This is a genomic window from Duganella sp. CF402 (assembly GCF_900109645.1).
Taxonomy (GTDB): Bacteria; Pseudomonadota; Gammaproteobacteria; order Burkholderiales; family Burkholderiaceae_D; genus Rugamonas.
Genome location: NZ_FOBG01000003.1, coordinates 192,332 through 215,974 on the forward strand (window position 1 = coordinate 192,332; position 23,643 = coordinate 215,974).

A 23,643-nucleotide genomic window follows, 5' to 3' on the forward strand; every position below is an offset into this window, starting at 1 on the left:
ATTGAAAGTTACATCCGCTTACACCTTTCCTAAGGTCTACGGAAGCCGTTTTCTATCCAAGTGGAAGCGCTTGTTGCACTGAGTTTAAAGTTGGGAGCCACCCGCACCTTGGCCACTTCCTCGCCATACTGGTCGAAGGCGCTGAGGGTGGCATAGGGATCGTCCTCGTCCGGCGTGATGTCGAGGCAGACCTTGAGCGGGCCGTCGTCGGTGCCGACCGTCACGTTCTTGTGCAGCTGGGCATGCAGTTGCTGCTCGTGGCGGCGGATCACCTCGCTGGCGGTCTTGACCAGGGTGTTGAACGCGTTGACGTCCAGCGGCTTGGGATTTTTCTTGTCGCGGCCCATCGTCCACGGACCGACCAGCGCCGGTTCCGGCTCGCCATCCTTGATCATGGCCACCGCCCAGCCGTCGTCGTCCTCGTTCTTGATCACACGCGCGGTCCAGCCGTTGCCTTGCCACAGGCGGTCTTCCTGCACCAGGGTGTCCTCATCTGCATCGGGGTAATCATTGCTCATACTTATGGCCGTTTTGAAAAAAAAGTCGGGATGGAATAATAAGCGGCTCACACCGTAACAACAATAGGAACCCGGCACCATGCGCAAGATTTTTCCCACCCTGCTCACCCTCCTGTGCGGCAGCGCCTGTGCCGAGGACGCCGTCCAGCTCTACGGCCGCCTGAATTTGGGCCTGGAGAGCCTGCAGAACGATAGCGCCCACGACAGCACCCACATTGCGCGCCTGAGCAACAACCGCTCGGTGCTGGGCTTTCGCGGCCAGGAGGACCTGGGCGGCGGCGTGACGGTGCTGTTCCAGATCGAAGGCACGCTGTCGCCCGACACCGGCGCCGGCAGCCCGGCCGCGCGCGACACCCGCATCGGCATCAGCGGCGCCGCCGGCACGCTGTTCGCGGGCAACTGGGTCACGCCCTACAACGGCGCCACCGCCGGGCTCGATCCCTTCTACCCGACCACGGCCGGCTACATGAGCATCATGGGCAACGGCGCCGCCGCCAGCGTCAGCAACACCAGCGATACCGCCTCGTTCGACCGCCGCCAGCAAAACAGCGTGCACTACTGGACGCCGGTCTGGAACGGCCTGCAACTGCGGGTGGCGCAAGGCGTCAGCGAAGAATGCCCGGCCAATGGCGCCAAGCCGTCGCTGAGTTCCGGGGCGCTGGTGTACGAGCAAGGCGACTGGTACGCCATCGCCGCCTACGAGCGCCATCACGAATACCAAGGAGCCGGCCTGAACGACAGCGCCGCCAAACTGGCGGCGGCCTATCGCATCGGCGATACCCGCGTGGCGCTGGCGGCGGAACGGCTGCGCTACCAGAGCGCCGCCGGCACGCTGGAACGCAATGACGTCTACCTGTCGCTCACCCACCAGATCGGCCGCCACGGCTTCAAGCTGGGTCTCGGCCATGCCGGCGATGGCAGCGGCAGCGCACCGGATGGGACCACCATCGGCTTCGTCCGCAAGGGCGCCGAGACCGGCGCCACCCACGCCACCATCGGCTATGACTACAGCTTCAGCAAGCGCAGCGCCGCCTACGCCTACTACAGCCACCTGTCCAACCGGCGCAACGGCATCACCGACTTCGCCATCAATAGCCTCGGCGCGTCGGCCGGCGCCACCTTGAAGGGCGTGGTGCTGGGTTGGCGCCACAACTTCTGAAACATTCTCGCGTTAAAAGACACATTTACCGACGAAACATTCTAAATCCCAATTTGTATTGCAATTAGGTCATGTCTATTATTAATTTGGAATTAATCCATTCCATAATGAAAAATAGAGGAGCGTTCATGACCATCGCAAAACTCTTGCTGGGCCTCGGCCTGGCCGGCGCCGCCTTCGGTGCAAATGCTGCCATAAGCTACAACGCCACGGGCGGCCAGTTCTCGCTGAACCCTGGGCCGGGGCTGGTGACCAATACCTTCGACGGCATGGTGCTGCCCAGCGGCTTCGCCTCCTACGACAGCGCGGCCGTGCTGATCGCCTTCCCCGGCAACTCCGGCTACGCCGCCGAGCCACCGGGCGACATCACCGACTTCTTCTCGGTCGGCGTCAGCGATGGCCAGATTCCGTCCTCCACCATCACCTTTGGCGGTGCCGGCATCAGCTACTTTGGCTTCTACATGGGTTCACCAGACACCTACAACAGCGTGACCTTCCACACCGCTGCGGGCGACGAAACCATCACCGGCAGCCAGATGGCGGCAGCGGCGATGGTCGCGGTCGATGGCAACCAGGGCGTGGGCTTCTACATGAACTTCTACTCCGCCGCGCCGATCACCACGGTGACCTTCAGCTCGAACCAAAACGCCTTCGAGTCGGACAACCACTCCTACATCGCAGCGGTGCCGGAACCGGAAACCTATGCCATGCTGCTGGCCGGCCTCGGGCTGGTGGGCGCAATCGCACGCCGTCGCCGCCAATAAGCTCAACAAAATCAAAAAGCCCGCAGATTTTTGCGGGCTTTTTTTGTCAGGCGGCGGTATTCATCGGCTTATACCGGCACGGCCTTCAAGAGAACTCATCATCATTACATTCGCCACCACACCAAGAACACGCGCTTCGTTCTTAGCAGAATCTTTGTTCTCCCTATCATCCATAATGACAAAAATTCTCAGTGATTTGTGTTCATCAACAGCACGAATGTCCAACAGTTTTTTCGCCGCCGAGCTAACCGATGCATGTCGCGGATTCACAGCAAGTACTGGATCTCCATCCATGCTGAAATGTAGCTTGTAAATGTGTCCTGAAATACCAGTGTACTCGGGTCCCTCAATAATTCTTGCCTGGGGCTTCCATGCTCGCAAACATAGTGCCACCTCATCCAAGAATAGCGAAATGTCAGTCGCAACGCCGATCTGCTCGGTCTCCCATTTGGATAGCGTCAACATAGTCGAAATGTAACGGGCAAAAGCCGCCGGGGCGCCTTCCTCCGTGGACCAAATTTCCAGTTCGCCCTGAGCATTTAATTGAACGTTATTGGGTTCCGCGAGATTTTTGATGAACTTGGTCTTTCGATGATCATCCAGAAAAAGACCTCGCCCAAGCAAGTGCAAGAGCACTTCGCCATCATCAAAAAAGCGAATTTGAGGCCCCAGCTTTTCGACAAAAATGGGAATCTCATCTCCGTCCGGGTAGGTGAACGGTGATGCTATCGTAGCAATCAACCCATCATCTGAAATCGGATGACAAGCAAGGCCAAGTACTTCCGATATGCGATTGCAAATCATATTTAGCTCCTGAGCTCGAAATGCTCTGGATGAACAGGGCCAACCGAAAATGTCAGATTAGTGGCGCTAGAGAAATACGCCAATACATCCTTGAATTCCCAATGCGCCCAATCGTCGGCACCTTGTAGTTTGAGATTACCAATATGCTCGTGCGAACGATCATGCAGGTTCTTGATCTTCTTTTTACACTGACGGACATCTAGCTGATACACCCGCTCCAGACTGTACGGAGTGCGTTTAAAGATGCTGAACACATAACGCACAATACCGGTTTTCTGACTACGGCGGAAGTACAATTTGACCTGCATCATAGTACTGACGCCATCCTCGTCTGTGATCCCTGCTGAGATCGCAAATGTTCCTGGCTGTGTCTTTTCCGGCGACCAATCGCCGTCAAGTTCACAAGAAGTCCGCCGCTGCAGCAATCTGCGTGCCTCGGCTTCAGGGATATCATTCATAAGAGTAAACATGCGATGCCGTCGCAGACTCATCTATAGTCTGCGACGGACGAATATCAGCGAAGATGGAGAGACCTCAGCAGGTCATGCAGGGAGGCCGCTCGGTGATGGGTGGCTTCAGCGGCGTGATGCGCGGGTCGATGGCCGGCTCCGGCATCTGGTAGCTGAATGGCGTGATGATGATCGGCGGTATCGTTGGTGGCGCCGAAGGCGGGCCTTTCGGGCCTCCGCCGGACAGGCGCAGGGCGCTACGCTGGCGCCTCGTAGTGGGACGGGACGACGGGATCGATTGCCCCTCGCTCATTGCTAGCCAAGCCATGTTAATGCCCTCCATTTGCAAGTGAGATTATCAGTTTAGACCACCATATCTTTAAATCAAGGTCTTACGGCAAGCTTTCCGCTCGTCTTTGCTGCCGCGCATTCCATCCCGCCAATTCGCCGCTTCGTCGCAATCCGATGGCTGACGCCGGGCCGCCCCGCTACAGTTCAATCATGCCAAACGGCATTAACAACAACGAATCGGGGTAAGCCATGAACAGCAACGCAAAAAAAGTAGTCTTCGCGGCCGTGATCTTCCTGCTGGCAATTGCCGCCTGGCAGTCGGTGTTCGGCGACGGCATGTCGGTCAATATCGATGGCGATGAATTCGACGGCCCGCTGGGCGCGGTGCTGGGCGTGATGTTCGGCGGCATGGGCATGCTGATTGCCGGCGTGGTGATGGTGGGCGTGGCGATCTTCCTGTGTGTGCTGTTCGCCAGCCTCGGCATCCTGGCCGTGTTTGGCGCGGCACTGGTGGCGGTGGTGGTCGCGGCGGCGGTATCGCCCCTGCTGCTGCCGCTGCTGATCCCGATCGGCCTGTACTGGTTGCTGTTCGTGCGCCCTCGCAAGCAACGCCAGCAAGCCGCCCTCGAACAGCCGGTTTAAGCTTTCAACCGGAAGCGGCCGGGACCTGAAGCCCCGGCCGATCCGCCTCGACATCCATCAGCTCCACCCGGTTGCGCCCGCCGCGCTTGGCGCAATACAAAGCCTGGTCGGCGCGAATCAAGGCCGGATTACCGCCCGGCGCCATCCCTCCCATTGCTGCGATCCCGATGCTGACCGTGATATCCAGCGTGTGGCCGTCGTCAAGCCGCATCGGCGTCTGCGCCACCCGCTGCCGCAGGCGCTCGCCAAACACCGCCGCCGCATCGAGATCGGTGCCCGGCAGCAGGATGGCAAATTCCTCGCCGCCGATGCGGCCCAGCATGTCGATCTTGCGCTGGCTCTCGCGCATCAGGTCGGCCAGCTGGCGCAGCACGGCGTCGCCGGCTGCGTGGCCATGCTCGTCGTTGATGCGCTTGAAGTGATCGATATCGAGCAGCAGCACCGCCGCGCAGGCGCCGATATCGCGTTGCAAGCGCCCCTCCTCTTCCTGCAGCCGCCCCATGAACTCGCGCCGGTTCGGCAGGCCGGTGAGGAAATCGGTGGTGGCCAGCACGCGCAGCTCGTCGTCCATGCGGCGCCGTTCGGTGATGTCGAGCGTCGAGACGATCACGAAGTCCAGGCTATGGGTATGCCCCGGCATCACCAACAGCGTCAGTTCATTCAGGCGCGCCACGCCGTCCAGCCGCTCGAAGCTGCCCTCGCAGGCGAAGAAGTGCCGGCCCTGCGCCAGCGCGGTGACGGCGCGGGCAAAATTGGGCATGGCGGCGGCGTCGAAATTTTGCGCCAGCGTCAGGCGCGCCAGGTCCTTGCGGCCGGGCGGCGCGGCCACCTGCTCCAGCGCGGCCGCGTTCACGTCGGTGATGCGTACCAGCGACGCCAGCCGCCGCAGCTGGCTCGGATTGGCTTGCAGGTAAGCCTCCAGGTCGTCCACGCCGGACGATGCCAGCTCGGCCAGCGCGCCGCGCAGCGCCGACCAGTCCTGCTCCCACAAGGCTACCGGCGCATGGTCGTACAGGCTGCGGAAGCGAGCCTCGCCGGCGCGCAGCGCCACCGCCGCCTGCGCCTGTTCGATGGCGATCCCGGCCAGCCGCGCGCCCTGCTCGATCAGCGCGATATTCGCCAGACTCGGCAAGCGCGCGTCGCGATGGTAGATCGCGAACGTGCCCAGCACCGCGCCGCTGGTGCTGACGATAGGATCGGACCAGCACGACCCCAGGCCGGCCTGCAAGGCCAGGTCGCGGTATTCGACCCAGGCCGGCGCGCTGCGGATGTCATCCACGATCACGCGGCTGCGCGTGAGGATGGCCTGGCCGCAGGCGCCGGCGCCGCTGTGGATGGACTGGCCATGCACCGCCGCGTTGAAGAAGGCCGGCAGGCTGGGCGCCGCGCCCACCAGCAAACGCTCGCCGCTCTCGTCGACCAGCAGGATCGAGCACAGCATGTCCTCGTTATCGGCCTCCACGCCCAGCACCACGCTTTCGAGGATGGTTTGCAGCGGCGCGCCGGTGGCCAGCAATTCCAGCACGTGGCGGCGGGTCTGCTCGCGCTGCTCGATGCGGGTGCGCTCGGTGATGTCGCGGAACGACCAGATGCGCGCCGGCTCGCTGCCCAGGTGCAGGCCGCGCGTGGTCTTCTCGATCACGCGGCCATCCTTCAGGTGCAGCACCTCGTGCTGCTCTTCCAGCGGCGAGCCGCGCTGTACGCCGGGCAGCGTCAGTTGCGCCGGCTCATCCAGCCGCAGGCCGCATTCGGGATGACACAGCTGGGCGCACATATGCGTCATCAGCACCGCGCCGTCGGTCTGCCAGTCCAGCTGTTCCGGCACATTCCACAACTCGCGGAAGCGGCGGTTGGAATTGAGCACCGTGCCGCGCAGATTGTCGACCAGGATACCGTCGATGGTGGAGTCCAGGATGCTGCGCAACATGGCCTGGCTGCGCTGCGCGCTGTCGGCCAGCACCATCAGCGTGGCCTGGCCTTCCTTGAGTTCCTCCGCCAGCGCGCTGCTGTGCGCCTGCCCTTCACGCGCACGCACGCGGCCACGCGCCAGCAGCCAAGTGAGCCACGCCAGCAACACGCTGATGACGGCGCCGAAGCCGGCGATCTGCTGCGCCTTGTCGCTGCGCGCCGATGAGGGCGCAGGCAGCATCGAAATACGCAGCGTCCAGCGATGGTTGGCGATGCTGATTTGCTGGCGCGTGCTGCGCGCCAGCTTGCTGGCGTTGGGCGCGCTGTCGTACATCAGCGCGTCCGGCGCGATCTCATCGCCGTCGTAGATTTCCACATCCAGCACGGCGGCGCGCGGGCCGCCCAATCCCGCCATCAGGTCGCCGATGCGGAACGGCGCGTACACCCAGCCGTTGATGGCGGCGCGCCGCTGCGCCAGCGTAGCGACCGGCTGCGGATGGTTATACACGGGCAGCATCACCAGGAAGCCGGATTGTTCCCGCACCCCGGTTTCCTGCACCAGCCGGATCTTGGCGCTCATGGTCGGCAGGCCGGAATCGCGCGCCTGCTCCAGCGCGGTGCGGCGGTGCAGCTCGGCCGCCGTGTCGAAGCCGAACGCGCGGCGATTGTTTTCGGTGAAGGGTTCGAGGTAGACAATCGGCGCGTGCCACGGCAGTTCAGCCGCCGGGAACACACGGTACGCGGGAAAGCCGCCGCGCCGCACGATGGCCTCATGTTCTTCCAGCTGGTGCTGGCCGACAAACTGGATGTAGCCGACGCCGTGGATGCCAGGGAAATGGTGATTCAGGTCCTGGCCGTTGATATAGATCGCGAATTCACTGCGGTCGACATGGTCGGAGCTGGCGAACAAGCCCTGCACGCCGTACAGCGCCTGCACGTAGGTCTGCATGCGCTGGTCCAGGTTGTTGACCAGTTCGCGCACGCGGCCGTCGAAGTCGGCCTGGGCCTCCTGCTCCGCGTCGGCGGCGGCGCTTTGCCACAGCAGCGCCGTCACACCCAGGCAGCCGGTCAGCACCAGAGCCGGCAGGATCCCCGGTGTGAGCAGATCCTGCAGCAAGCGGCGCAGCCGTGCCTGGGTGTCGGTGGGCATTTACACCTCGGTGCCCACGAACTGGTGATAGCCGCGCGCCCGCAACGCACACGCCGGGCAGGTGCCGCAGCCATAACCCCAGTCGTGCAGCGCGCCGCGCTCGCCGAGATAGCAGGTGTGGGTGCCGTCGCGGATCAGGTCCACCAGGCGCTGGCCGCCCAGTTCCTGCGCCAGTTCCCAGGTCTGCTTTTTATCGCGCCACATCAGCGGCGTTTCCAGCTTGATGCGGGTGTCCATGCCGAGGTTCAGCGCAACCTGCAGCGCTTTCATGGTGTCGTCGCGGCAGTCCGGATAGCCGGAGAAATCGGTCTCGCACATGCCGCCCACCAGCACCGTCAGGCCACGACGGTAAGCGACGGTGGCGGCCACGGTCATGAACAGCAGGTTGCGGCCGGGGACGAAGGTATTCGGCAGGCCGTTGGCCTGGGTTTCGATGGCGATATCGTGGGTCATCGCGGTTTGCGAAATGGCCGAGATCAGCGACAGGTCGATCATGTGGTCTTCGCCCAGCTTGGCGGCCCAGTCACTCGATTGCTCGCGCAGGCTTTGCAGCAGTTTCGGGCGCACGGTCAGTTCGACCGCGTGGCGCTGGCCGTAATCGAAGCCGATGGTTTCGACACGCGCGTAATGTTTCAACGCCCAGGCGAGGCAAGTGGTGGAGTCTTGACCTCCGCTAAACAGGACCAGGGCGGAATCGGTAGGCAGCATAGTTCTTTCCAGATGAAGCAATATTATTAGTACGCCATCTTTCTGGGCGATCCGGTAACATACTCCCTAGCGTACACCTTATGGAGTCTCATGTTACCGGCATCGCCAGCAAAAAAACGGGCAGGATCACGAATTTTGGCACAAGTTGTGGCAAAAGTATCCGGCGGCCTTGCTGCGGCCTTGCTGGCCGCGTCGGCGCAAGCGGCGGAAGGGCTTAAGTACGAGGTCCGCATCGACGCGCCGGGCGAGGTGCGCGAACTGCTCGAACATAACCTGGACCTGGTGCGCTTTCGCGGCAACGACCGCATCGACCGCGAACAGCTGCAACGGCTGGTGCGGGTGGCGCCGGAGCAAATCCGCACGCTGGTGGCGACCGACGGCTACTACTCGCCGGTGGTGAGCGCGCGGCTGGACCGCGAGACCGGCGATCCGCTGGTGCTGGTGAAGGTGGAGCCGGGCGAGCCGGTGCGCGTGGGCGAGATCGATCTCGAACTGCAGGGCTTTGCCGCCAACCCGGAAGTGAACGCGATGAAGGACACGTGGACGCTGAAGAAAGGCCGCGTGTTCCGGCAGGAGGAATGGGAATCGGCCAAGCGCGCGCTTTTGCGTTCGGTGGTGCAGACGCGCTATCCGCGCGCGCAACTGGTGGACAGCCAGGCCACGGTGGATCCGGAGGCGCATCTGGCCAACCTGCACGTGGTGATCGAGAGCGGGCCGGAGATGCGTTTCGGCGAATTGCGCATAGAGGGATTGAAGCGCTACCCTGAGTCGGTGGTGCGCAATCTGAACCAGATCCATCCCGGCGACTACTACAGCGAGGCGGCACTGCAATCGTATCAATCGCGCTTGCAGGACACCGGCTATTTCGCCAGCGTGGAAGTAAGCGGCGACATGAGCGCCATCCTCAGCGAGCAGCTCGACGCCGCCGCGATGACGCCGGAGCAGAACGCGGCGGCGGCGATGGCGCCTTTGCCGCTGCTGGTGCGGGTGGTGGAGAACAAGCGCAAGAACGTCAGCGCCGGTGTCGGTTATTCGACCAACACCGGGAACCGAGCTTCGCTCACGTATGACGATTTGTCGGTGTTCGGCCTGCGCATGAAGAGCGCGCTGACGCTGGAAACCAAGAAGCAGACCGCCACCAGCAATTTCTACTTCCCGGTCACGCCGGAAGGCTACAACGACAGCATCGGCGCCTCGTTTGAGCGCAGCGATATTTCGGGCGAGGTGACCAGCGTAGCCAGCGTGGCGGGCAAGCGCACCTGGGGCACGCCGCTGTTGGAGCGCAACCTGACGCTGGAACTGCTGACCGAGACCAAGACGGTGGGCGGCGTGCCGTCCAGCCAGAGCAAGAGTTTGCCGCTGACGTATGGCGTCACGTGGCGCAAGCTGGATAACCTGCTGTTCCCGACCAAGGGCTATGCTTTGAACGCGCAGCTGGGCGGCGCGCTGCTGCCGATATTGACCGACGAAGCGTTTGTGCGCGGCTATCTGCGCGGTGTGGCGTATCTGCCGCTGGGTTCCAGTTCGAATGCGATCTTCCGCGCCGAAGCCGGGGCGCTGGCGTCGCGCGACAAGAGCGGCGTGCCGGCGGTGTATCTGTTCCGCGCGGGCGGCGACCAGTCGGTGCGCGGGTATGCGTATCAGGAGCTGGGTGTGCCGGTGAATGGCGCGACTACCGGCGGGCGCTATCTGGCCACGGCCAGCGCGGAGTATCAGTACTGGTTCAAGCCGTCGTATGGCGCGGCGATTTTCTATGATGCGGGTAACGCCGGCGATACGGTGAGTGCGTTGCATCCGAAATCCGGCTACGGCATCGGCGCGCGCTGGAAGAGTCCTGTGGGGCCGATCAATGTCGACGTGGCGTATGGCCATGCGGTTCAAAAATATCGTTTGCACTTCTCGCTGGGATTCACGTTCTGATGACCGACCAAGATAAATCTCAGGAAACCGTTGTGCCGCGCCGCCGCTGGCCACGCCGCGTGGCGATAGGCTTTGCGGTGGTGGTGGCGTTGTTGTTTGGCGCATTCTGGCTGCTGGGGCGCGAGTCGACCTTGCAGCAGCTGGTGCAGCGGATTGCCAATGCCAGTGGCGGCACGATTGCGATCAGCGGCGTGAGCGGGTCGCTGTATCACCGCATGCATGTCGATAAGCTGGTTTACCGCGACAAAACGACGGTGCTGACGGCGGAGCAGATTGATATCAACTGGTCGCCGCTGCAGTATTTCTCGGAAGGGCTGACGATCAGCGAGCTGCATGCGCAAAGCCTGGTGGTGCAGAGCATTGGACCATCCGAGCCTTCGACCATGCCGTCGTCTCTGGCCTCGCCGATCAAGCTGAGGATTTCAGACGGGCGGCTCGACAAGCTGACCTTGAGCAGCGCCGGCGGCAGCGACGTGATCGAGCGCCTGCGCTTCAAGCTGGATGGCGACCGCACCGGATGGAGCGTGCAGGAAGCCTCGGCGCACACCGCGTTCGGCGACATCGCCGCCACGGCCGCCATCGGCGGCGCCAAGCCGTTCGCGCTGCAAGGCAAAGCGACACTGACCTACGGTGCCCCTGCCCCGGCGGCGGACGGCAAGCTCGCGGCGGGCAGCGGCGCAGCGGTGGGAGCGCGGCTCGCGGTGCAAGCCAGCGGCGACCTGGCGCTGCTGCGCTTGAAGGCGCAAGGCTCGGCCAATGGCGCCAGCGGCGAGGCCCTGGTGGCGCTGGCGCCGTTCGAGACCATCATCCTGCGCTCGATCGATCTGACCGGCCGCGATCTCGATCCCGCCGGTTTCGACGCCGCCTGGCCGCAAGCGAAGTTCAGCCTCAAACTCTCCGCCGCCATCACCAAGGATCAAAAACTCTCCGGCCAGTTCGCCCTGCTCAACCAGGGCAAGGCCGCGCCACTGGACAGCGAAGGCCTGCCGCTGCAAACCTTCAGCGGCCGTCTCGATGGCACCCTCACCGCCTCCCTGCTGGACAACGTTTTACTGGACCTCGGCCCGGCCGGCAAATTCTCCGGCGGCGGCAATATCCAGCGCAGCGGCCCGGAAGCCGGCATCGACCAAGCCACCTTCAAGCTGCACACCGACCGCATCGACCTGAAGAATCTCCACACCAGCATCAACAAAACCGCCATCGCCGGCGACATCACGCTGGCCAGCACGCCGAAGCAGCAAACATTGAGTGCAGCATTGGCCGACAAGGGCCTGCGCCTCGACCTGCAAGCCACGCTGGCCGACGCGCTGCTGCAACTGCATCAAGCACGCCTGCAAGTAAAGAAAGGCAGCATCAGCGCCACCGGCCAGGCCAGTCTGAAAGACAAGCAGGCATTCACCGCCAAGCTGGCCGCCGATCATTTCGATCCATCGTCACTGGGCAGCGCTTATCCGATCGCGGACCTGAATGCGGACGTCAACGCCAACGGCATGCTCGCACCGGCGTGGCAAGTGGCTGCGAGCTTCCAGATCAAGGCCAGCAAGTTGATGGGCCAGGCGCTGGCCGGCAACGGCAAGCTGAATGCGGACGCGAAGCACATCAGCGGCGTGGAGGCGCATCTGTCGCTGGCGCAGAATACGGCGGATGTCAGCGGCAGCTTCGGCGCGCCGGGCGAGCAGTTGCGCTGGAAGGTGGATGCACGCCAGCTGTCGGCAGTGAGCAGCGATTTGCTGGGCGCGATTGCCGCCAGCGGCGTGGTGACCGGCACGCTGGATGCGCCGCGCAGCAGTTTTGAAGCAGACGCGCGCGGCTTGGGCTTTGCATCGGCCAAGCGGCCGTCGGATAGTTTGATTCATGTCGGCGGCGATGTGGTGGTGGTCAAGGGCACGCCGGAGCTGAAGATGAACGGCAGCCTGCAGCGCCTGAATCCCGCCAGCTTCGGCGCAGCGCAGGCAGGCGCCATCAACGCGACCTTCAGCGGCGATGCGCGACTGGCTGGGGACTGGCGCGCGGGCCTGAATCTGACATTGCAGCCATCGACGTTCGCCAACGCGCCGTTGTCGGGCTATGCGAAGCTGACGGCTGCCAAGGGCAGCATCAGCGACGCGGATGTGGACCTGCGGTTGGCGTCCAACAGCTTGCAGGCCAAGGGCGGCTTTGGCAGCGCGCTCGATAAGCTGGAATGGAAACTGGACGCGCCGCAGCTAGGTGCGCTCGGGCCGCAATTCGGCGGCGCGTTGCGTGCGAACGGCACCCTCTCTGGCACCAGCGCCCGCCCTGCCCTCGCGCTGACGCTCAACGGCAGCAACCTGCGCGCGCCCGGCCAGCAAGAGATAGGCACGATCAAAGGCAGCGCCACGCTCGGCAACACCATCGCGATGGCCGGCAGCAGCGCGGCGAGTGGCGCGGCGGCGGGCACGGTTCGCGGTGCGGGCGGCAGCACAGCGGCGGGCGCGGCGCAGCGCGGTTCGGCGGCGGACGTGATGGCCGACGTGCCGCTGGTCAGCGACATCGAGATCACACGCTACGTATCGCCGGCCATTGCGCTTGACCGCGTGCGCCTGCAGACCAGCGGCACGCGCTCCGCGCACATCATCCAGCTCAGCGCCGCCAATCCTGACTTCGACGCCGCGCTGCGCGTGAAGGGAAACTGGGCTGACGACACCTGGACCGGCGCCATCGACACCCTGCAAAACAAAGGCCGCTTCGCCCTCACCCTCGCCGCGCCAGCGCCGCTGAAACTCGCCGCCCCTGAAGACACCGGCGTAGCCGGCCTGCTCAAGCCCGACCAGATCGCGCTGGGTAGCACCGCCATCAACCTGCCCGCCGGCACCGTGCGCATCGACTACCTCGAAAAGAACGGCGCCACCTGGCGCAGCAAAGGCCAGGCCGCCGGCGTCCCGGTGAACTACCTGGCCCAACTCTCCGAAGCCTGGCGCGACAACGTCCGCAGCACCATGACCATCGGCGCCGACTGGGGCGTGAACCTGCAAGCTGCCACCCGCACGCTGGCCGGCAGCGTCCACGTCTACCGCGAACAGGGCGACCTCACCATCACCGGCGCCGACCTGCCGCAAGCGCTCGGCCTGAAAACGCTGGACGCCCGCGCCGACGTCAACGACGGCACCCTGCGCGTCCAGCTCAACGTCGACGGCACGCGCGCGGGACAAGCAAAACTCGAAGGCAGCGCCCAGCTGCTGGACGGCCGCCTGGCCGACGACAGCAGCTTCACCGTCAACGGCAGCGCCAACATGGGCTCCCTCGCCTGGCTAGCGCCGCTGGCCGGCCAGCCCGGCCTCGAAATCGACGGCACATTAAAAGCGGCCCTCAGCGGTAGCGGCACCATCGCCGCGCCGCAGCTGGCCGGCGACATCAGCGGCGACAAGTTGAGCATCAACTGGCTGGACCAAGGCATCAAGCTGCGCAACGGCCAGCTGCAAGCCCACCTCACCGGCGACCAGCTGCAACTGCAAAAGCTGGCCTTCGACGGCAACAAGGGCAGCGCCCGCGCCGATGGCTGGATACGCTACGCCGCCAACGAAGCGACCATGCAGCTCAAACTGAGCGCCGACAAACTCGAAGTGCTGTCGCGCCCTGACCGCATCCTCACCATCAGTGGCACCACCAGCCTGACGCGCGACGCCAAGCATTTCCAGCTGGACGGCAAGCTGCGCGCCGACCGCGCCAATATCGAACTGGCCGGCGCCGACACGCCGACCCTGAGCGACGACGTGGTTATCGTCGGCAAAGGCAAGGCACCGGTGAAAGCCGCGCAAGGCATGCCGCTCAATATCGACCTCGAAGCGGACCTCGGCGACGATTTCAACCTCAAAGGCAAAGGGCTGGATGCGCAACTGGCCGGCACCGTGCGCATCCGCGTGGCCGACCGCCGTCCGCCACGCGTCAACGGCAGCATCCGCGTGGCAAGCGGCACTTATGCGGCCTACGGGCAGAAACTGGCCATCGAGCGCGGCGTGATCAACTTCACCGGCGCCTACGACAACCCTGGCCTCAACATCCTCGCCGTGCGCCGCCGGCCAGAAGGCGAAGCGCTGAGCGAAACCAACGTGGAAGCAGGCGTCGAAGTGCGCGGCACCGCGCTCGCGCCGCAGGCCAAGCTGGTGTCCACGCCGACCGTGTCGGACAGCGACAAGCTGGCATGGCTGGTGCTCGGCCACGGCATCGACAATACGGCGGGGAACGACATGGCCCTGCTCAGCACCGCCGCCGGTGCGCTGTTCGGCGGCGCGGGACAAGGCAAACTGGCCAACGCGCTGGGCGTGGATGAACTGGGCGTGGGACAAGCGGCCGGCACCTCGACCGCCGGCGCGGCGACGGGATTGCAGAACACCGTGGTCACGGTCGGCAAGCGCATCTCGTCGCGCGCCTACCTGAGTTTCGAACAGGGTGCGGGCACGGCGACCAGCCTGGTCAAGCTCAAATACAAACTCAATCCGCGCATCACGCTGCAATTCCAGACCGGCACCAACAACGCGCTGGACGTGCTCTACACCTGGGCCTTCGACTAGGAAGGATTGTGATCCGGGACCGGATCATCCTGCGGCACCGGATGCGGAACATGCGGCGGCGCAGGATCATCCACGGGAACGGGATCGGGGGCGCGGTGGAATAATTTCATGATCGTCACTCCTGGCGAAGAATGGTGCGCCCATTCTACGCCGTTGCGTGCTTCACGTATTTCTCCAGCCAGGCGTTGGTTTCGTACAGCATCTGCATGATCGATTCGCGCGCGCGGTAGGCGTGCGATTCGTTCGGCAGCATCACCAGCCGCGCCGTGCCGCCCAGCCCTTTGATCGCCTGGAACATGCGCTCACTCTGCAGCGGGAAGGTGCCGGAGTTGCTGTCCTCTGCGCCGTGAATCAACAGCAGCGCATCCTTGATCTTGTCGGCGTAATTAAACGGCGACATGGCTTGGTACACCTCCGGCGCCTGCCAGTAAGGCCGTTCCTCGGACTGGAAGCCGAACGGCGTCAGCGTGCGGTTGTAGGCCCCGCTGCGCGCGATCCCGGCGCGGAACAAGCGCGTATGCGCCAGCAGATTCCCCGTCATGAACGCGCCATACGAATGCCCGCCTATGGCGATGCGATGGCGGTCCGCCACGCCGCGCCGCACCACCTCCTCCACCGCCGCCTCGGCCGACGCCACCAGCTGCGGCAGATAGGTATCGTTGGGTTCATCATCGCCGCTGCCGACAATTGGAAACGACGGGTTGTCCAGCACCGCATAGCCCATCGCCAGGAACACCGCCGGCCCCCAATAGCTGACCGCATTGAAGCGGTACGGCGAACCGGTGGTCTGGCTGGCCGCGCCGGCCGACTTGAACTCCTGCGGATATGCCCACATCAGCATTGGCAGCGGGCCGTCGCGCGCCGCATCGTAATGCGGCGGCAGCATCAGCGTGGCGGTCATCTCCACGCCATCCTTGCGCGGATAGCGGATCTGCTCCTTCACCACATCCTTCAACTGCGGCGTCGGATGCGGATAACTGGTCAGCGCAGTGAGCTGCGAGCCCTCCGGCTTGGTCAGATCACGCAGGTAGTAATTGGGCCGTTCGGTCGGCGACTCGCGCGTGGTGAGCAGCAGCGTGCCGTCGTCGTTCAACACCGCCGCCACGTTTTCGAAATACGGCGCGGCGCTCTGGAACAGGCGCTCCTTCTGCTTGGTGGTCAGGCTCAGACGATCAATGAAAGGCCGGTCGCCTTCCGGCGTTGCACCGGCGCCGTCCAGCAGCACCGTGGTGCCGGGACCGATCAGCAAGCGCGGGAAACCGTTGACGTCGGCCCGCATCACCGGCGCACCGGGGCTGCTGTAGCGGTCTTCATACGAACCGGCGTAAATCAACTCCGGCGGCGTTGAGAGATGGCCGGGCGCGATCATCCACTGCTTGTAATCGCGCGTCTTGTGCCAACGCTCGTTGATCAGGGCGACATCATCGCGCCCCCAAGCGATGCCGGCGTAGCGCATGGTCAGGCGCGCCAGCACGCGCGGCGGCTCGCGGAACGGCGCCGCATGCAGCAGCACCAGATCGCGGATGCCGTCGATCACTTCGCGCACAGGATCGCCGCCGTCCTGCGCCTCGGCCCACACCAGCGACGCCGGCGCATCGGCACGCCACGACACATGGCGCACGCCTTCCGACACCGCGTCATTCCCCGGCGGCAGACCTTCTTCCAGCGGCAAATCGGCCACCGTGTGCACCACGTCGCCGTGCATGTCGCGAACTTCCAGCTTCTCGCCGAAACTCGACGCCGGCACGATGTAGGAATAAGGCCGCGTGATGCTCTGCGTGAGCAGGTACTCGCCGCCCGGCGCAATCGAGGTGCGCGAGAACTGTCCCGGCGCGCCGATCAGCTTCGCCTTGCCGTGCAAGTCGACGATCGCCATCTGCACCGTGATGTAGTACTCGAACAGGCGCGCGTCGTCCTCGTTCTTCAACAAATCCTGATAGGTGCGCAGCTGGCGCACATGGCCGTCCGAGGTGCTGTCCTGCTCTATTGGCCCGGATGGAATGCCGTTCGATACCGGCGGCTTGCCGATGCCGGAAGGACGCCAATGCACCAGCAACCCGCTGCTGTCCGGCAGCCAGTTGAAGCCACGCGTGAGCACCGCCGACAAGGGCTGTGGCGACAGCTTGCGCGCCTTGCGTTCTGCGATATCGAGCACCCACAGTTCCACAGCGCCCCGATCGCCCTTCAGCGCCACGTGGGTGAAGGCGAGGTAGCGCTGGTCCGGCGACCAGCTCAGATCCGGCAATCGCAGGCCGCGCGGCAAGCCGCGCAGGCGGCTCTCCTTGCGCGTGCCCACATCGAGCAGCGACAGGTCGGTGCCGAACGAAAAACGCGACGAAGAACAGGTGCGCGGATTGATGCGCAAGCCGGCCAGCTTCAATTCCGGCTGCGCCACTTCGGCGATGCCGGGCAGCGGCGGCGTTTGCACCACGGCGACGATGTTGCGTTGAGGGCTCAGGCTCAGGGCCGGCGCGCGCGGGGCGTCGACGATGGCTTGCAGGGCAGCGGGCGGCAGGCGATAGCCGCCCTGCTGGGCGCCGGCCTGCGGCGAGGCCGCCATCAAGCCTAGATTCAGGGGCAGCACAGGTAAAGGTTTGTTCATGGAGATCCTTTCGGTCCGAACGGGCTGCTAAAGCCCAGTTTGCTGTCGCCGGTCGTGAATGTCAATCAGTGCCGTACAATCACGGTTTTAAGCTTTCTGATTCGGACAGATTATGGAAATGACCACACTCGTGTTGTTGCTACTGGTGCCGCTGGCGGTCTGGCGCATCTATTCGCGCCTGAAGGTGGTACTGGGCCGCACCAAGTCCGAAGTGTGGCGCCACTACGCCACGCTGGCAGTGATGGTGGTGATGGTGCTGGCGGTGGCAGTACAAGTGTTCGGTAACTGGGTGGCGCTGGCGGCGCTGGCGGCCGGCGCGGTGGTGGGCGCCCTACTCGGCCAACTCAGTATGAAACGCAGCCGTCTTGAAAACCGTCCGGACGGCTTTTTCTACACCCAGGACCGCAAGCTCGGCCTGCTGGTGGTGATGTTGTTCGTCAGCCGCCTGATCTACCGCCTGTTCGAGGCCTACCTGCACATGCACAATGGCTTGCCGCTGGATCCTGACTTTTTAGGCAACCCGATTTCGTCCTGGCTATTCGGTTTGCTGGGCGGTTTCTACGGCCTGTACTCGTGGCAGCTGATCCAGTGGCGCCGCGCGCAAAAACCGGTGCCGCGTCCGATAGACATTTTCGACATCAAATAAATTCGCAGTGCTATCATCGCCACACATGGCTACAGATAACGCTGCTATGAACACCTCAATTTACGACAAGACCGACAAGGGACGAGAGGAGATTGCAACGCGCAAGTTTCAGCTTGCCTCGCGCTTGCGTGCCTTGCTGGTGTTGGTGGATGGCCACAGGTCGAAGGAAGAACTGCTGCGCAATGTGGCGGGGATAGGCCTGACGGAGAGCGCCTTGCAGGAATTGCTTGAGCAAGGTTACATTTTGCTGGCGACCAGCTATGCCTCGCTGCCCGAGCCGGAGGTGGCCGCACCGGCAGAACCGGCCGCCGATGTTGACCCGGTACAGCAATTCCGCTCGATCTACAATTTCTACAACAAGACCATCAAGAGCACGATGGGCCTGCGCGGCTTTCCCTTGCAGCTCAAGGTGGAAAAAGCCGGTTCGGTGGCCGAGCTGCGCGAACTGCGCGCACCTTACCTGGAAGGCGTCACCAAAGCAAAGGGCCGCGATACCGCGGCCCTCCTGGTCCAACAACTGGATCAGCTGCTGGCTAATTAAGCCGCAGCTTTCTCCTCTGGCTTGCGACGCTGCAGCACGAAGATAGGCGCTGCCCATTCCGTGTCCTTCTTCTTTTTGCTCGTGATGAGCGTCAGTTCCGAAGGATCGTAGACGTCGGTGTTGTGGGTCAGCGGCGTCGTCATCAGGTACTGGGCGTCGGTGTTCTTCAGGAACTCGCCGACCAGCTGGATGTTACGGATATCCAGGTGGGCAAACGGTTCGTCGATGAACACGAAGCCGCCGGAACCATCTTCCGACTTCAGCAAACCAATCAGCAGCACCAGCGATTTCATCACCTGCTGGCCGCCCGATGCTTCGCCATCGTTCATGCCGATCACGCCCTTGCCATCGAACTTGAAGCGCACGTGCAGGCCGGCTTGCGACAGCAGCACGTCGTCGTTCTCCAGGCGCACCGGATCGGCCGTCACCTCGATGCCGGCCAGCTGGCCCAGCTCCTTGATGTTGGCGGCGTAGGTCTTGATGGTGTAGCGCAGGCGCTCCATGTAGGCGCCGCGTGCATTGCCGGTCGCCTCGATGGCGCGATTGTTCTGGTAGCGGCGCTCTTCGGTTTCCGACTGGCGCGAATGCAGCTGGTCGTTCAGACGCTGGTACTGGTCGATCACCGTGGCGTCCAGTTCCCAGTCGCTGCGCGCCAGGCTGGCTTCCAGGCTGTGCACACGCAGCGTGACCTGGTGCGCGTTCTGGTGTTCCTTCACCAGCGCGGCGCGGCGCGCAGGGCGGCGCCAGGCTTGCGGCAGGTGACGCCAGCTCTTGCGCAGCGCCAGCAGCGCCTTGGCGTGCTCGCTGCGCTGTTCCAGTTGACGCTTGTGGTTCAGGCGCATGCCCGCTTCCGCTTCCGACAAAGCGAAGCGTGCGTTCTGCCAGGTGGTGTCGGCACGGGTGCGCGTCACCACGGCGGTCTTGATCAGGTTTTGCAGCTCGCCCAAACGCGCGCCGACTTCGGTGCGCTCGGCGCGCAGCGGCACCGCGTTGCGCACCGCTTCGTCGAATTCCTCCGCGCGCGCGGCCAGTTCCTTGGCGGCGTCAACACCGGCAAGGCGGGTTTTCAGCGAGCTGATTTCGGTGGCCAGCTTGGACACTTGCAGCGTCAGTTGGTCTTCCTGCGCTTCCAGCGCCGGCAGCGATTTCTGGATCGCTTCCATACGCTGCGTGCGGCCGGCGGAACCGAAGCGGTAGCGCGAGACTTCCACGAACAGCGAACGGCCGCCGCGACGTTCGCGGAGGTAGGCTTCCGGCGTGATCCACTCTTCGTGGCTACCCAGCTTGGCGCCCGCGTCCACATTGTCCACGCGGGTGATACGCGACAGCTGTTCCACCAGCCATGACGGCACCTTGGCCGAGAACTTCACCACCGACATCAGCGTGTCGTCTTTGACGTTCGGCGCGTTCACCAGGTCCGGCACGATGAAGTGGCGATAGCGCTCCTTCTCCGCCAGGCGGTAAGCCGCTGCGGCGTCGGACGATTTATCCAGCAGCACCACCGAGGCATAGCCCGACAGCACGCCTTCAATCGCGCCCTGCCATTTCGGATCGGTGACTTCCACGATATCGGACAGCATGACGTGGCCGATGCCGGCGTCGTTCAGCACTTTGCGCATGGAGCGTTGTGCTTCCGGCTCCGGCATCGCGGTCTTGCCTTGCAGCGCCGAGATGGTCGACAGCTCGCCGGCGATCTTCGACGCCACGGCGTCGCGCGCGGTGCGCACGCGCGCCAGCTCGATTTCTTTTTCCTGCAGCATCTTGGCCACTTCGGCCAGGTCCGAACCGGAGTCCGAGGCCAGCTTTTCCAGACGCGCCTTTTGCTCCATCAGGCTTTCCAGCGGCTTCAGTTTGCCGTTGATGTGCGTCAGGCGAGTTTGCAGCGAGGTCGATTCCTGCTCCAGCACCGTCTCGTGGCTTTGCGCGTCCGACAGCGCCTTGGCTTGCGCCGCCAGCATGGCGCGCTTGTCGGCCAGTTGGGCGTCGGCCTGCATCAGCGGCTTGCGTGCTTCGCGCAGCTGGCGGCTGATGTTGGCATGCTTCTCGCGCGCCTCGTGGTATTCCAGCGACGGCAGCACTTCTTCCTGCAGGTTGCGGCGCTCCTTGTTCAGGTCTTCCCACTGGTGGTAGTTGGCCACGCGCAGGCGCAGGCCTTCCAGATTGGTCTTGGAGGCTTCCAGTTCCGCTTCGAAGCGTTTCAGCTCCGTCTCGGTGTCGCGCTGGTGGCGCTTCGCTTCGTCGTAGGCGTCCAGCACTTCCTTGTCGCCGAACACCTGGAACACCAGGTCCAGCAACTGGCGCGGCGCGTATTCGCACAGCTTGTCGGTTTCGCCCTGCTCCAGCGCCAGCACTTTGGCCATCGCCGGCGACAGGCCGGCCATCGCCAGACGCTTGCGGTAGTTTTCCACGCCGAGCCAGTCGCCGACTGGCTCGCCGATGTCTTCGATCTGCACGTTACCGGGGCGCATAAGGTACTGGCGCTTCCAGTCGCCGCCGTTTTTCTGGATCTGGCAGAACAGCGTGACTTCATCATCGCTGAAGAAGCCGGAGCTGCGGAACGGACGGTTGGACAGCTGGCGGCCCATCGGCTTGTTGTCCACCACGGCGCGCAGCCAGGCGGTTTGCTGGCCGCTGTGGCGCGCGTAGTGTTTATACGTGCGGCCCATCGAGCAATCGAGGCCGAACAGGGTGCGCAGCGCGTCCAGCAAGGTGGTCTTGCCGGAACCGTTCTGGCCCGCGATGGTGATGATCTTGGCGTCCAGCGGGATATTCTTGATGCGTTGCCAGTAATCCCAGTGGACCAGTTCTAGCGATTTAATGTGAAACATGGCTTAGTCCTCGGCTGGAGTGTCATCGATAGGAGCTGGCGGCGGTGCGTCGAAAGCCGGCAGGATTTCCTCTTCGTCGTTGGCTGCTTCGGCAGGTGCATCGACAGCGATAGGCGGCTCGCTGCGCGGCACGGCGACGATGGTGGCCGGAGCGCGCTTGAACACGTCGGCCAGCGCGCCGTTGACGATGCGTTCCTTCAGCAGGTCGGTATCCATCAGCAGGTCCAGCAGCGGGCCTTCGACGATCACATCGCCACGGCGCTCGATGAAGCCCAGCTTGGACAAAATACCGAGGTTCATGTCGAGACGGGTCTTCTTGCCCAGCTTATCGCCGAAGTCCGCCAGCAGCGCCTTGTAGGCGATGCCGATGGACGTATCTTCCGCGCGCGGCAGCGGCTTCTCGGTGCCGAACATATCGTTCTGGTCATCCTCCGCGTGCTGGTGGGTCTCCTGGCGTTCGCGCTTGGGCAGGATGATCTGCGCCCACAGCACCACCAGCAGCGCCACGCCGTCGCGCGACAGGCCGAAGTTATTGTTTTGCCAGACATCCTTGGCGCCGAAAATCTTCGGCTCGATGGCGCGGTGCAGGGCCAGCGTCACGTGGTCGGCATACACGTTGTCGAGCAGCTTGAGGCCGACGGCCAGCAGGCGCGCGTCGACTTCGGTGCGGAACTGTTCGTCCGACAGCACGCGCTTCACGAGTTTATCGTCGCGGCGCAGGGTCTGGTGCGACAGCAGGCGCGCGATCAGGATTTGGGAATCGTCATTCATCAGACTTGTCGCCTTCCGGATTCAAAGACAGTGAGAGGGAGGCTAAGGAGATAGCGGCTACTTCCAGGTCGGGCAGCTGGACCATTTCATCTTGCGGCGCGAACTTCACCGGCAAGCGCGCCAATGCGGCGGTAGCGCCTTGCAGGCGCGCCTCGTCGGCGTCGCCCAGCAGCGGCAGCAGCGAGGCGCGGTACGACGCCACGGCAAACGTTGCCGGCAGCAGCGACTCGTGCGCCTGGATCGATTTCGGTGCTTCTTCGGCGATGCTCGGGAAATTACCCAGCGCCGCAAAGTCGGACAGGCGCGCCAGCCAGTCGTCCAGCTCCTGCTGCATGGCAGGGCCTTCGCTGACGGTGGTCGGTGCATCGGTGCCGGTCGGCAGGCCGTTGGATACTGTGGTGTTTACGCGGTCGGCCATTAATTCTGTTTCTGCTACGTCTATCATTTCTGCGGGCGTGATGAACAGCGGGACTACCGGCTGATCGATGGCGTCCGTGGCCAGCGAGGCCAGGTCTTCGTGTTCCAGCAGCCAGCGCTTGATGTCGGTGGTGGACAGGCCGGACTGGCCCAGGTGCACCCGCTGGCGCTCGATCTGGTTCAGGGCGCGCGAGAACATACCCTGCATGTTCAGCAGCGCAGACTGGGCGCGGCCGATGGCCTGCGCCGCCTTGTGCGTGGCGCTGTCGGCGTTTTCGTCGGTGGTGATGGCGCGCAGGATTTCCGAGCCCTTCTCCACCCAGTCGCACGCCATGTGCCACTTGGCCTGCGAGGCGCGCAGGCGGAATTCGGAACCCGACGCAATCGCGTCCGAGAATTCCTCGGTCAGTTCCACCAGTCGGCCCAGCAGGTGGTTCAGCTGGTCGACCGTGACGCCGCCCATCACCTGGGCGCCGGCCACCTGCGACAGCAGGAAGCCCATTTCGGCGTTGTCGTCTTCTTCCTTGCCCAGTGCCAGCAGCGCGTCGATGGCCGAAAGCACGTTGCGCGCCATCGGCGTGACGCGGTACACGGCCTGCTGCGCATCCCATGCCAGCAGCTGGTTGGAGCGCAGGCGCATCAGCACCGTCTCCAGCGATTCCGGCAGCAGGTAGGCCAGGCGGGTGTTGATGTCCGGGCGCGTGAAACTGGTCGATGTGGTGTCGGAGGCCAGCTCGCGCAGCACCAGCAGGCGTACCAGTACGCCATCAAAGCCGCCGTGGAACAGGGCCGTAAACACCTGCAGCAGCGGCTGCGCGCGCTTCAGGTGGTAGACCTGCTCGATCTCGTCGGCGGAAATGTGCGGCTGGAAGTGGGCCTGCAGGCCATCCTGCGCTTGTTGCTGGTCCTGCGGCTCCGGCGCTGCTTCGCTGCTAGTTATAGGTTCAATCATTCTTTGCCATTCTGTGCTCCCCGCCATTGTATTTATTACAAATA

General features: G+C 63.8%; 17 protein-coding genes. 7 read left to right on the forward strand and 10 right to left on the reverse strand.

Annotated elements, in window-relative coordinates; translation table 11 throughout:
* Nucleotides 1-29: 29 nt before the first annotated feature.
* Nucleotides 30-518: a hypothetical protein gene (locus tag BMZ70_RS22960; protein WP_092279871.1), complete on the reverse strand. Its 489-nt coding sequence runs from the start codon at nucleotides 516-518 to the stop codon at nucleotides 30-32.
* 79 nt (nucleotides 519-597) lie between these two features.
* On the opposite strand from BMZ70_RS22960, the gene BMZ70_RS22965 reads away from it, so the two are divergent.
* Complete coding sequence (locus BMZ70_RS22965) at nucleotides 598-1,677, forward strand: porin (RefSeq protein ID WP_092279873.1); 1,080 nt, start codon at nucleotides 598-600, stop codon at nucleotides 1,675-1,677.
* Between the two features lie 128 nt (nucleotides 1,678-1,805).
* Nucleotides 1,806-2,441 carry an Npun_F0296 family exosortase-dependent surface protein gene (locus BMZ70_RS22970; protein WP_092279875.1) on the forward strand — a complete coding sequence of 212 codons (636 nt, stop codon included), beginning with the start codon at nucleotides 1,806-1,808 and terminating at the stop codon, nucleotides 2,439-2,441.
* 60 nt (nucleotides 2,442-2,501) lie between these two features.
* On the opposite strand, the gene BMZ70_RS22975 is transcribed toward BMZ70_RS22970, so the two are convergent.
* The 3 genes from BMZ70_RS22975 to BMZ70_RS28140 all read right to left on the reverse strand — a co-directional run bounded on the left by BMZ70_RS22975 (nucleotide 2,502) and on the right by BMZ70_RS28140 (nucleotide 4,022).
* Nucleotides 2,502-3,245 carry a DUF1828 domain-containing protein gene (locus BMZ70_RS22975; protein WP_092279877.1) on the reverse strand — a complete coding sequence of 248 codons (744 nt, stop codon included), beginning with the start codon at nucleotides 3,243-3,245 and terminating at the stop codon, nucleotides 2,502-2,504.
* Nucleotides 3,246-3,247: 2 nt separating this feature from the next.
* Nucleotides 3,248-3,715: a hypothetical protein gene (locus tag BMZ70_RS22980; RefSeq protein WP_092279879.1), complete on the reverse strand. Its 468-nt coding sequence runs from the start codon at nucleotides 3,713-3,715 to the stop codon at nucleotides 3,248-3,250.
* Nucleotides 3,716-3,779: 64 nt separating this feature from the next.
* Nucleotides 3,780-4,022, reverse strand: coding sequence for a hypothetical protein (locus tag BMZ70_RS28140; protein ID WP_130301054.1), 243 nt, complete (start codon nucleotides 4,020-4,022; stop codon nucleotides 3,780-3,782).
* Nucleotides 4,023-4,234: 212 nt separating this feature from the next.
* Between BMZ70_RS28140 and BMZ70_RS22985 the strand changes: the two genes are divergently transcribed.
* A complete protein-coding gene (locus BMZ70_RS22985; RefSeq protein ID WP_092279881.1) occupies nucleotides 4,235-4,627 on the forward strand; it encodes a hypothetical protein in 393 nt (130 codons plus the stop codon).
* Nucleotides 4,628-4,631: 4 nt separating this feature from the next.
* Here BMZ70_RS22985 and BMZ70_RS22990 read toward each other — a convergent pair whose 3' ends face one another.
* Nucleotides 4,632-7,685, reverse strand: coding sequence for a CHASE domain-containing protein (locus BMZ70_RS22990; protein ID WP_092279883.1), 3,054 nt, complete (start codon nucleotides 7,683-7,685; stop codon nucleotides 4,632-4,634).
* Nucleotides 7,686-8,393, reverse strand: coding sequence for a 7-cyano-7-deazaguanine synthase QueC (gene queC / locus BMZ70_RS22995; RefSeq protein WP_092279885.1), 708 nt, complete (start codon nucleotides 8,391-8,393; stop codon nucleotides 7,686-7,688).
* 90 nt (nucleotides 8,394-8,483) lie between these two features.
* Here queC and BMZ70_RS23000 point away from each other — a divergent pair, with 90 nt between their 5' ends.
* Both BMZ70_RS23000 and BMZ70_RS23005 read left to right on the forward strand, forming a co-directional pair.
* On the forward strand, nucleotides 8,484-10,313 hold the full coding sequence (locus tag BMZ70_RS23000) for an autotransporter assembly complex protein TamA (protein ID WP_092279887.1): 1,830 nt from the start codon (nucleotides 8,484-8,486) through the stop codon (nucleotides 10,311-10,313).
* Complete coding sequence (locus BMZ70_RS23005; RefSeq protein WP_092279889.1) at nucleotides 10,313-14,842, forward strand: translocation/assembly module TamB domain-containing protein; 4,530 nt, start codon at nucleotides 10,313-10,315, stop codon at nucleotides 14,840-14,842. The genes BMZ70_RS23000 and BMZ70_RS23005 overlap by 1 nt, the downstream gene beginning before the upstream one ends.
* A 145-nt stretch (nucleotides 14,843-14,987) precedes the next feature.
* Here the strand turns inward: BMZ70_RS23005 and BMZ70_RS23010 are convergent, their stop codons facing one another.
* Entirely contained in the window at nucleotides 14,988-17,444 is a 2,457-nt protein-coding gene (locus tag BMZ70_RS23010) for an alpha/beta hydrolase family protein (protein WP_092279891.1), read from the reverse strand.
* A gap of 118 nt (nucleotides 17,445-17,562) precedes the next feature.
* Between BMZ70_RS23010 and BMZ70_RS23015 the strand changes: the two genes are divergently transcribed.
* Both BMZ70_RS23015 and BMZ70_RS23020 read left to right on the forward strand, forming a co-directional pair.
* Nucleotides 17,563-18,090: a CcdC protein domain-containing protein gene (locus BMZ70_RS23015; RefSeq protein WP_229205561.1), complete on the forward strand. Its 528-nt coding sequence runs from the start codon at nucleotides 17,563-17,565 to the stop codon at nucleotides 18,088-18,090.
* Between the two features lie 46 nt (nucleotides 18,091-18,136).
* Complete coding sequence (locus BMZ70_RS23020) at nucleotides 18,137-18,631, forward strand: hypothetical protein (RefSeq protein ID WP_092279895.1); 495 nt, start codon at nucleotides 18,137-18,139, stop codon at nucleotides 18,629-18,631.
* On the opposite strand, the gene BMZ70_RS23025 is transcribed toward BMZ70_RS23020, so the two are convergent.
* From BMZ70_RS23025 to BMZ70_RS23035, 3 genes are read right to left on the reverse strand one after another with little or no spacing between them, the layout of a single operon-like run.
* Nucleotides 18,628-21,459 carry an ATP-binding protein gene (locus BMZ70_RS23025; protein ID WP_092279897.1) on the reverse strand — a complete coding sequence of 944 codons (2,832 nt, stop codon included), beginning with the start codon at nucleotides 21,457-21,459 and terminating at the stop codon, nucleotides 18,628-18,630. The genes BMZ70_RS23020 and BMZ70_RS23025 overlap by 4 nt on opposite strands.
* 3 nt (nucleotides 21,460-21,462) lie before the next feature.
* Entirely contained in the window at nucleotides 21,463-22,230 is a 768-nt protein-coding gene (locus tag BMZ70_RS23030; RefSeq protein WP_229205562.1) for a hypothetical protein, read from the reverse strand.
* Complete coding sequence (locus BMZ70_RS23035; RefSeq protein WP_092279899.1) at nucleotides 22,223-23,599, reverse strand: hypothetical protein; 1,377 nt, start codon at nucleotides 23,597-23,599, stop codon at nucleotides 22,223-22,225. Before BMZ70_RS23035 ends, BMZ70_RS23030 begins: the two co-directional genes overlap by 8 nt.
* Nucleotides 23,600-23,643 lie beyond the last annotated feature (44 nt).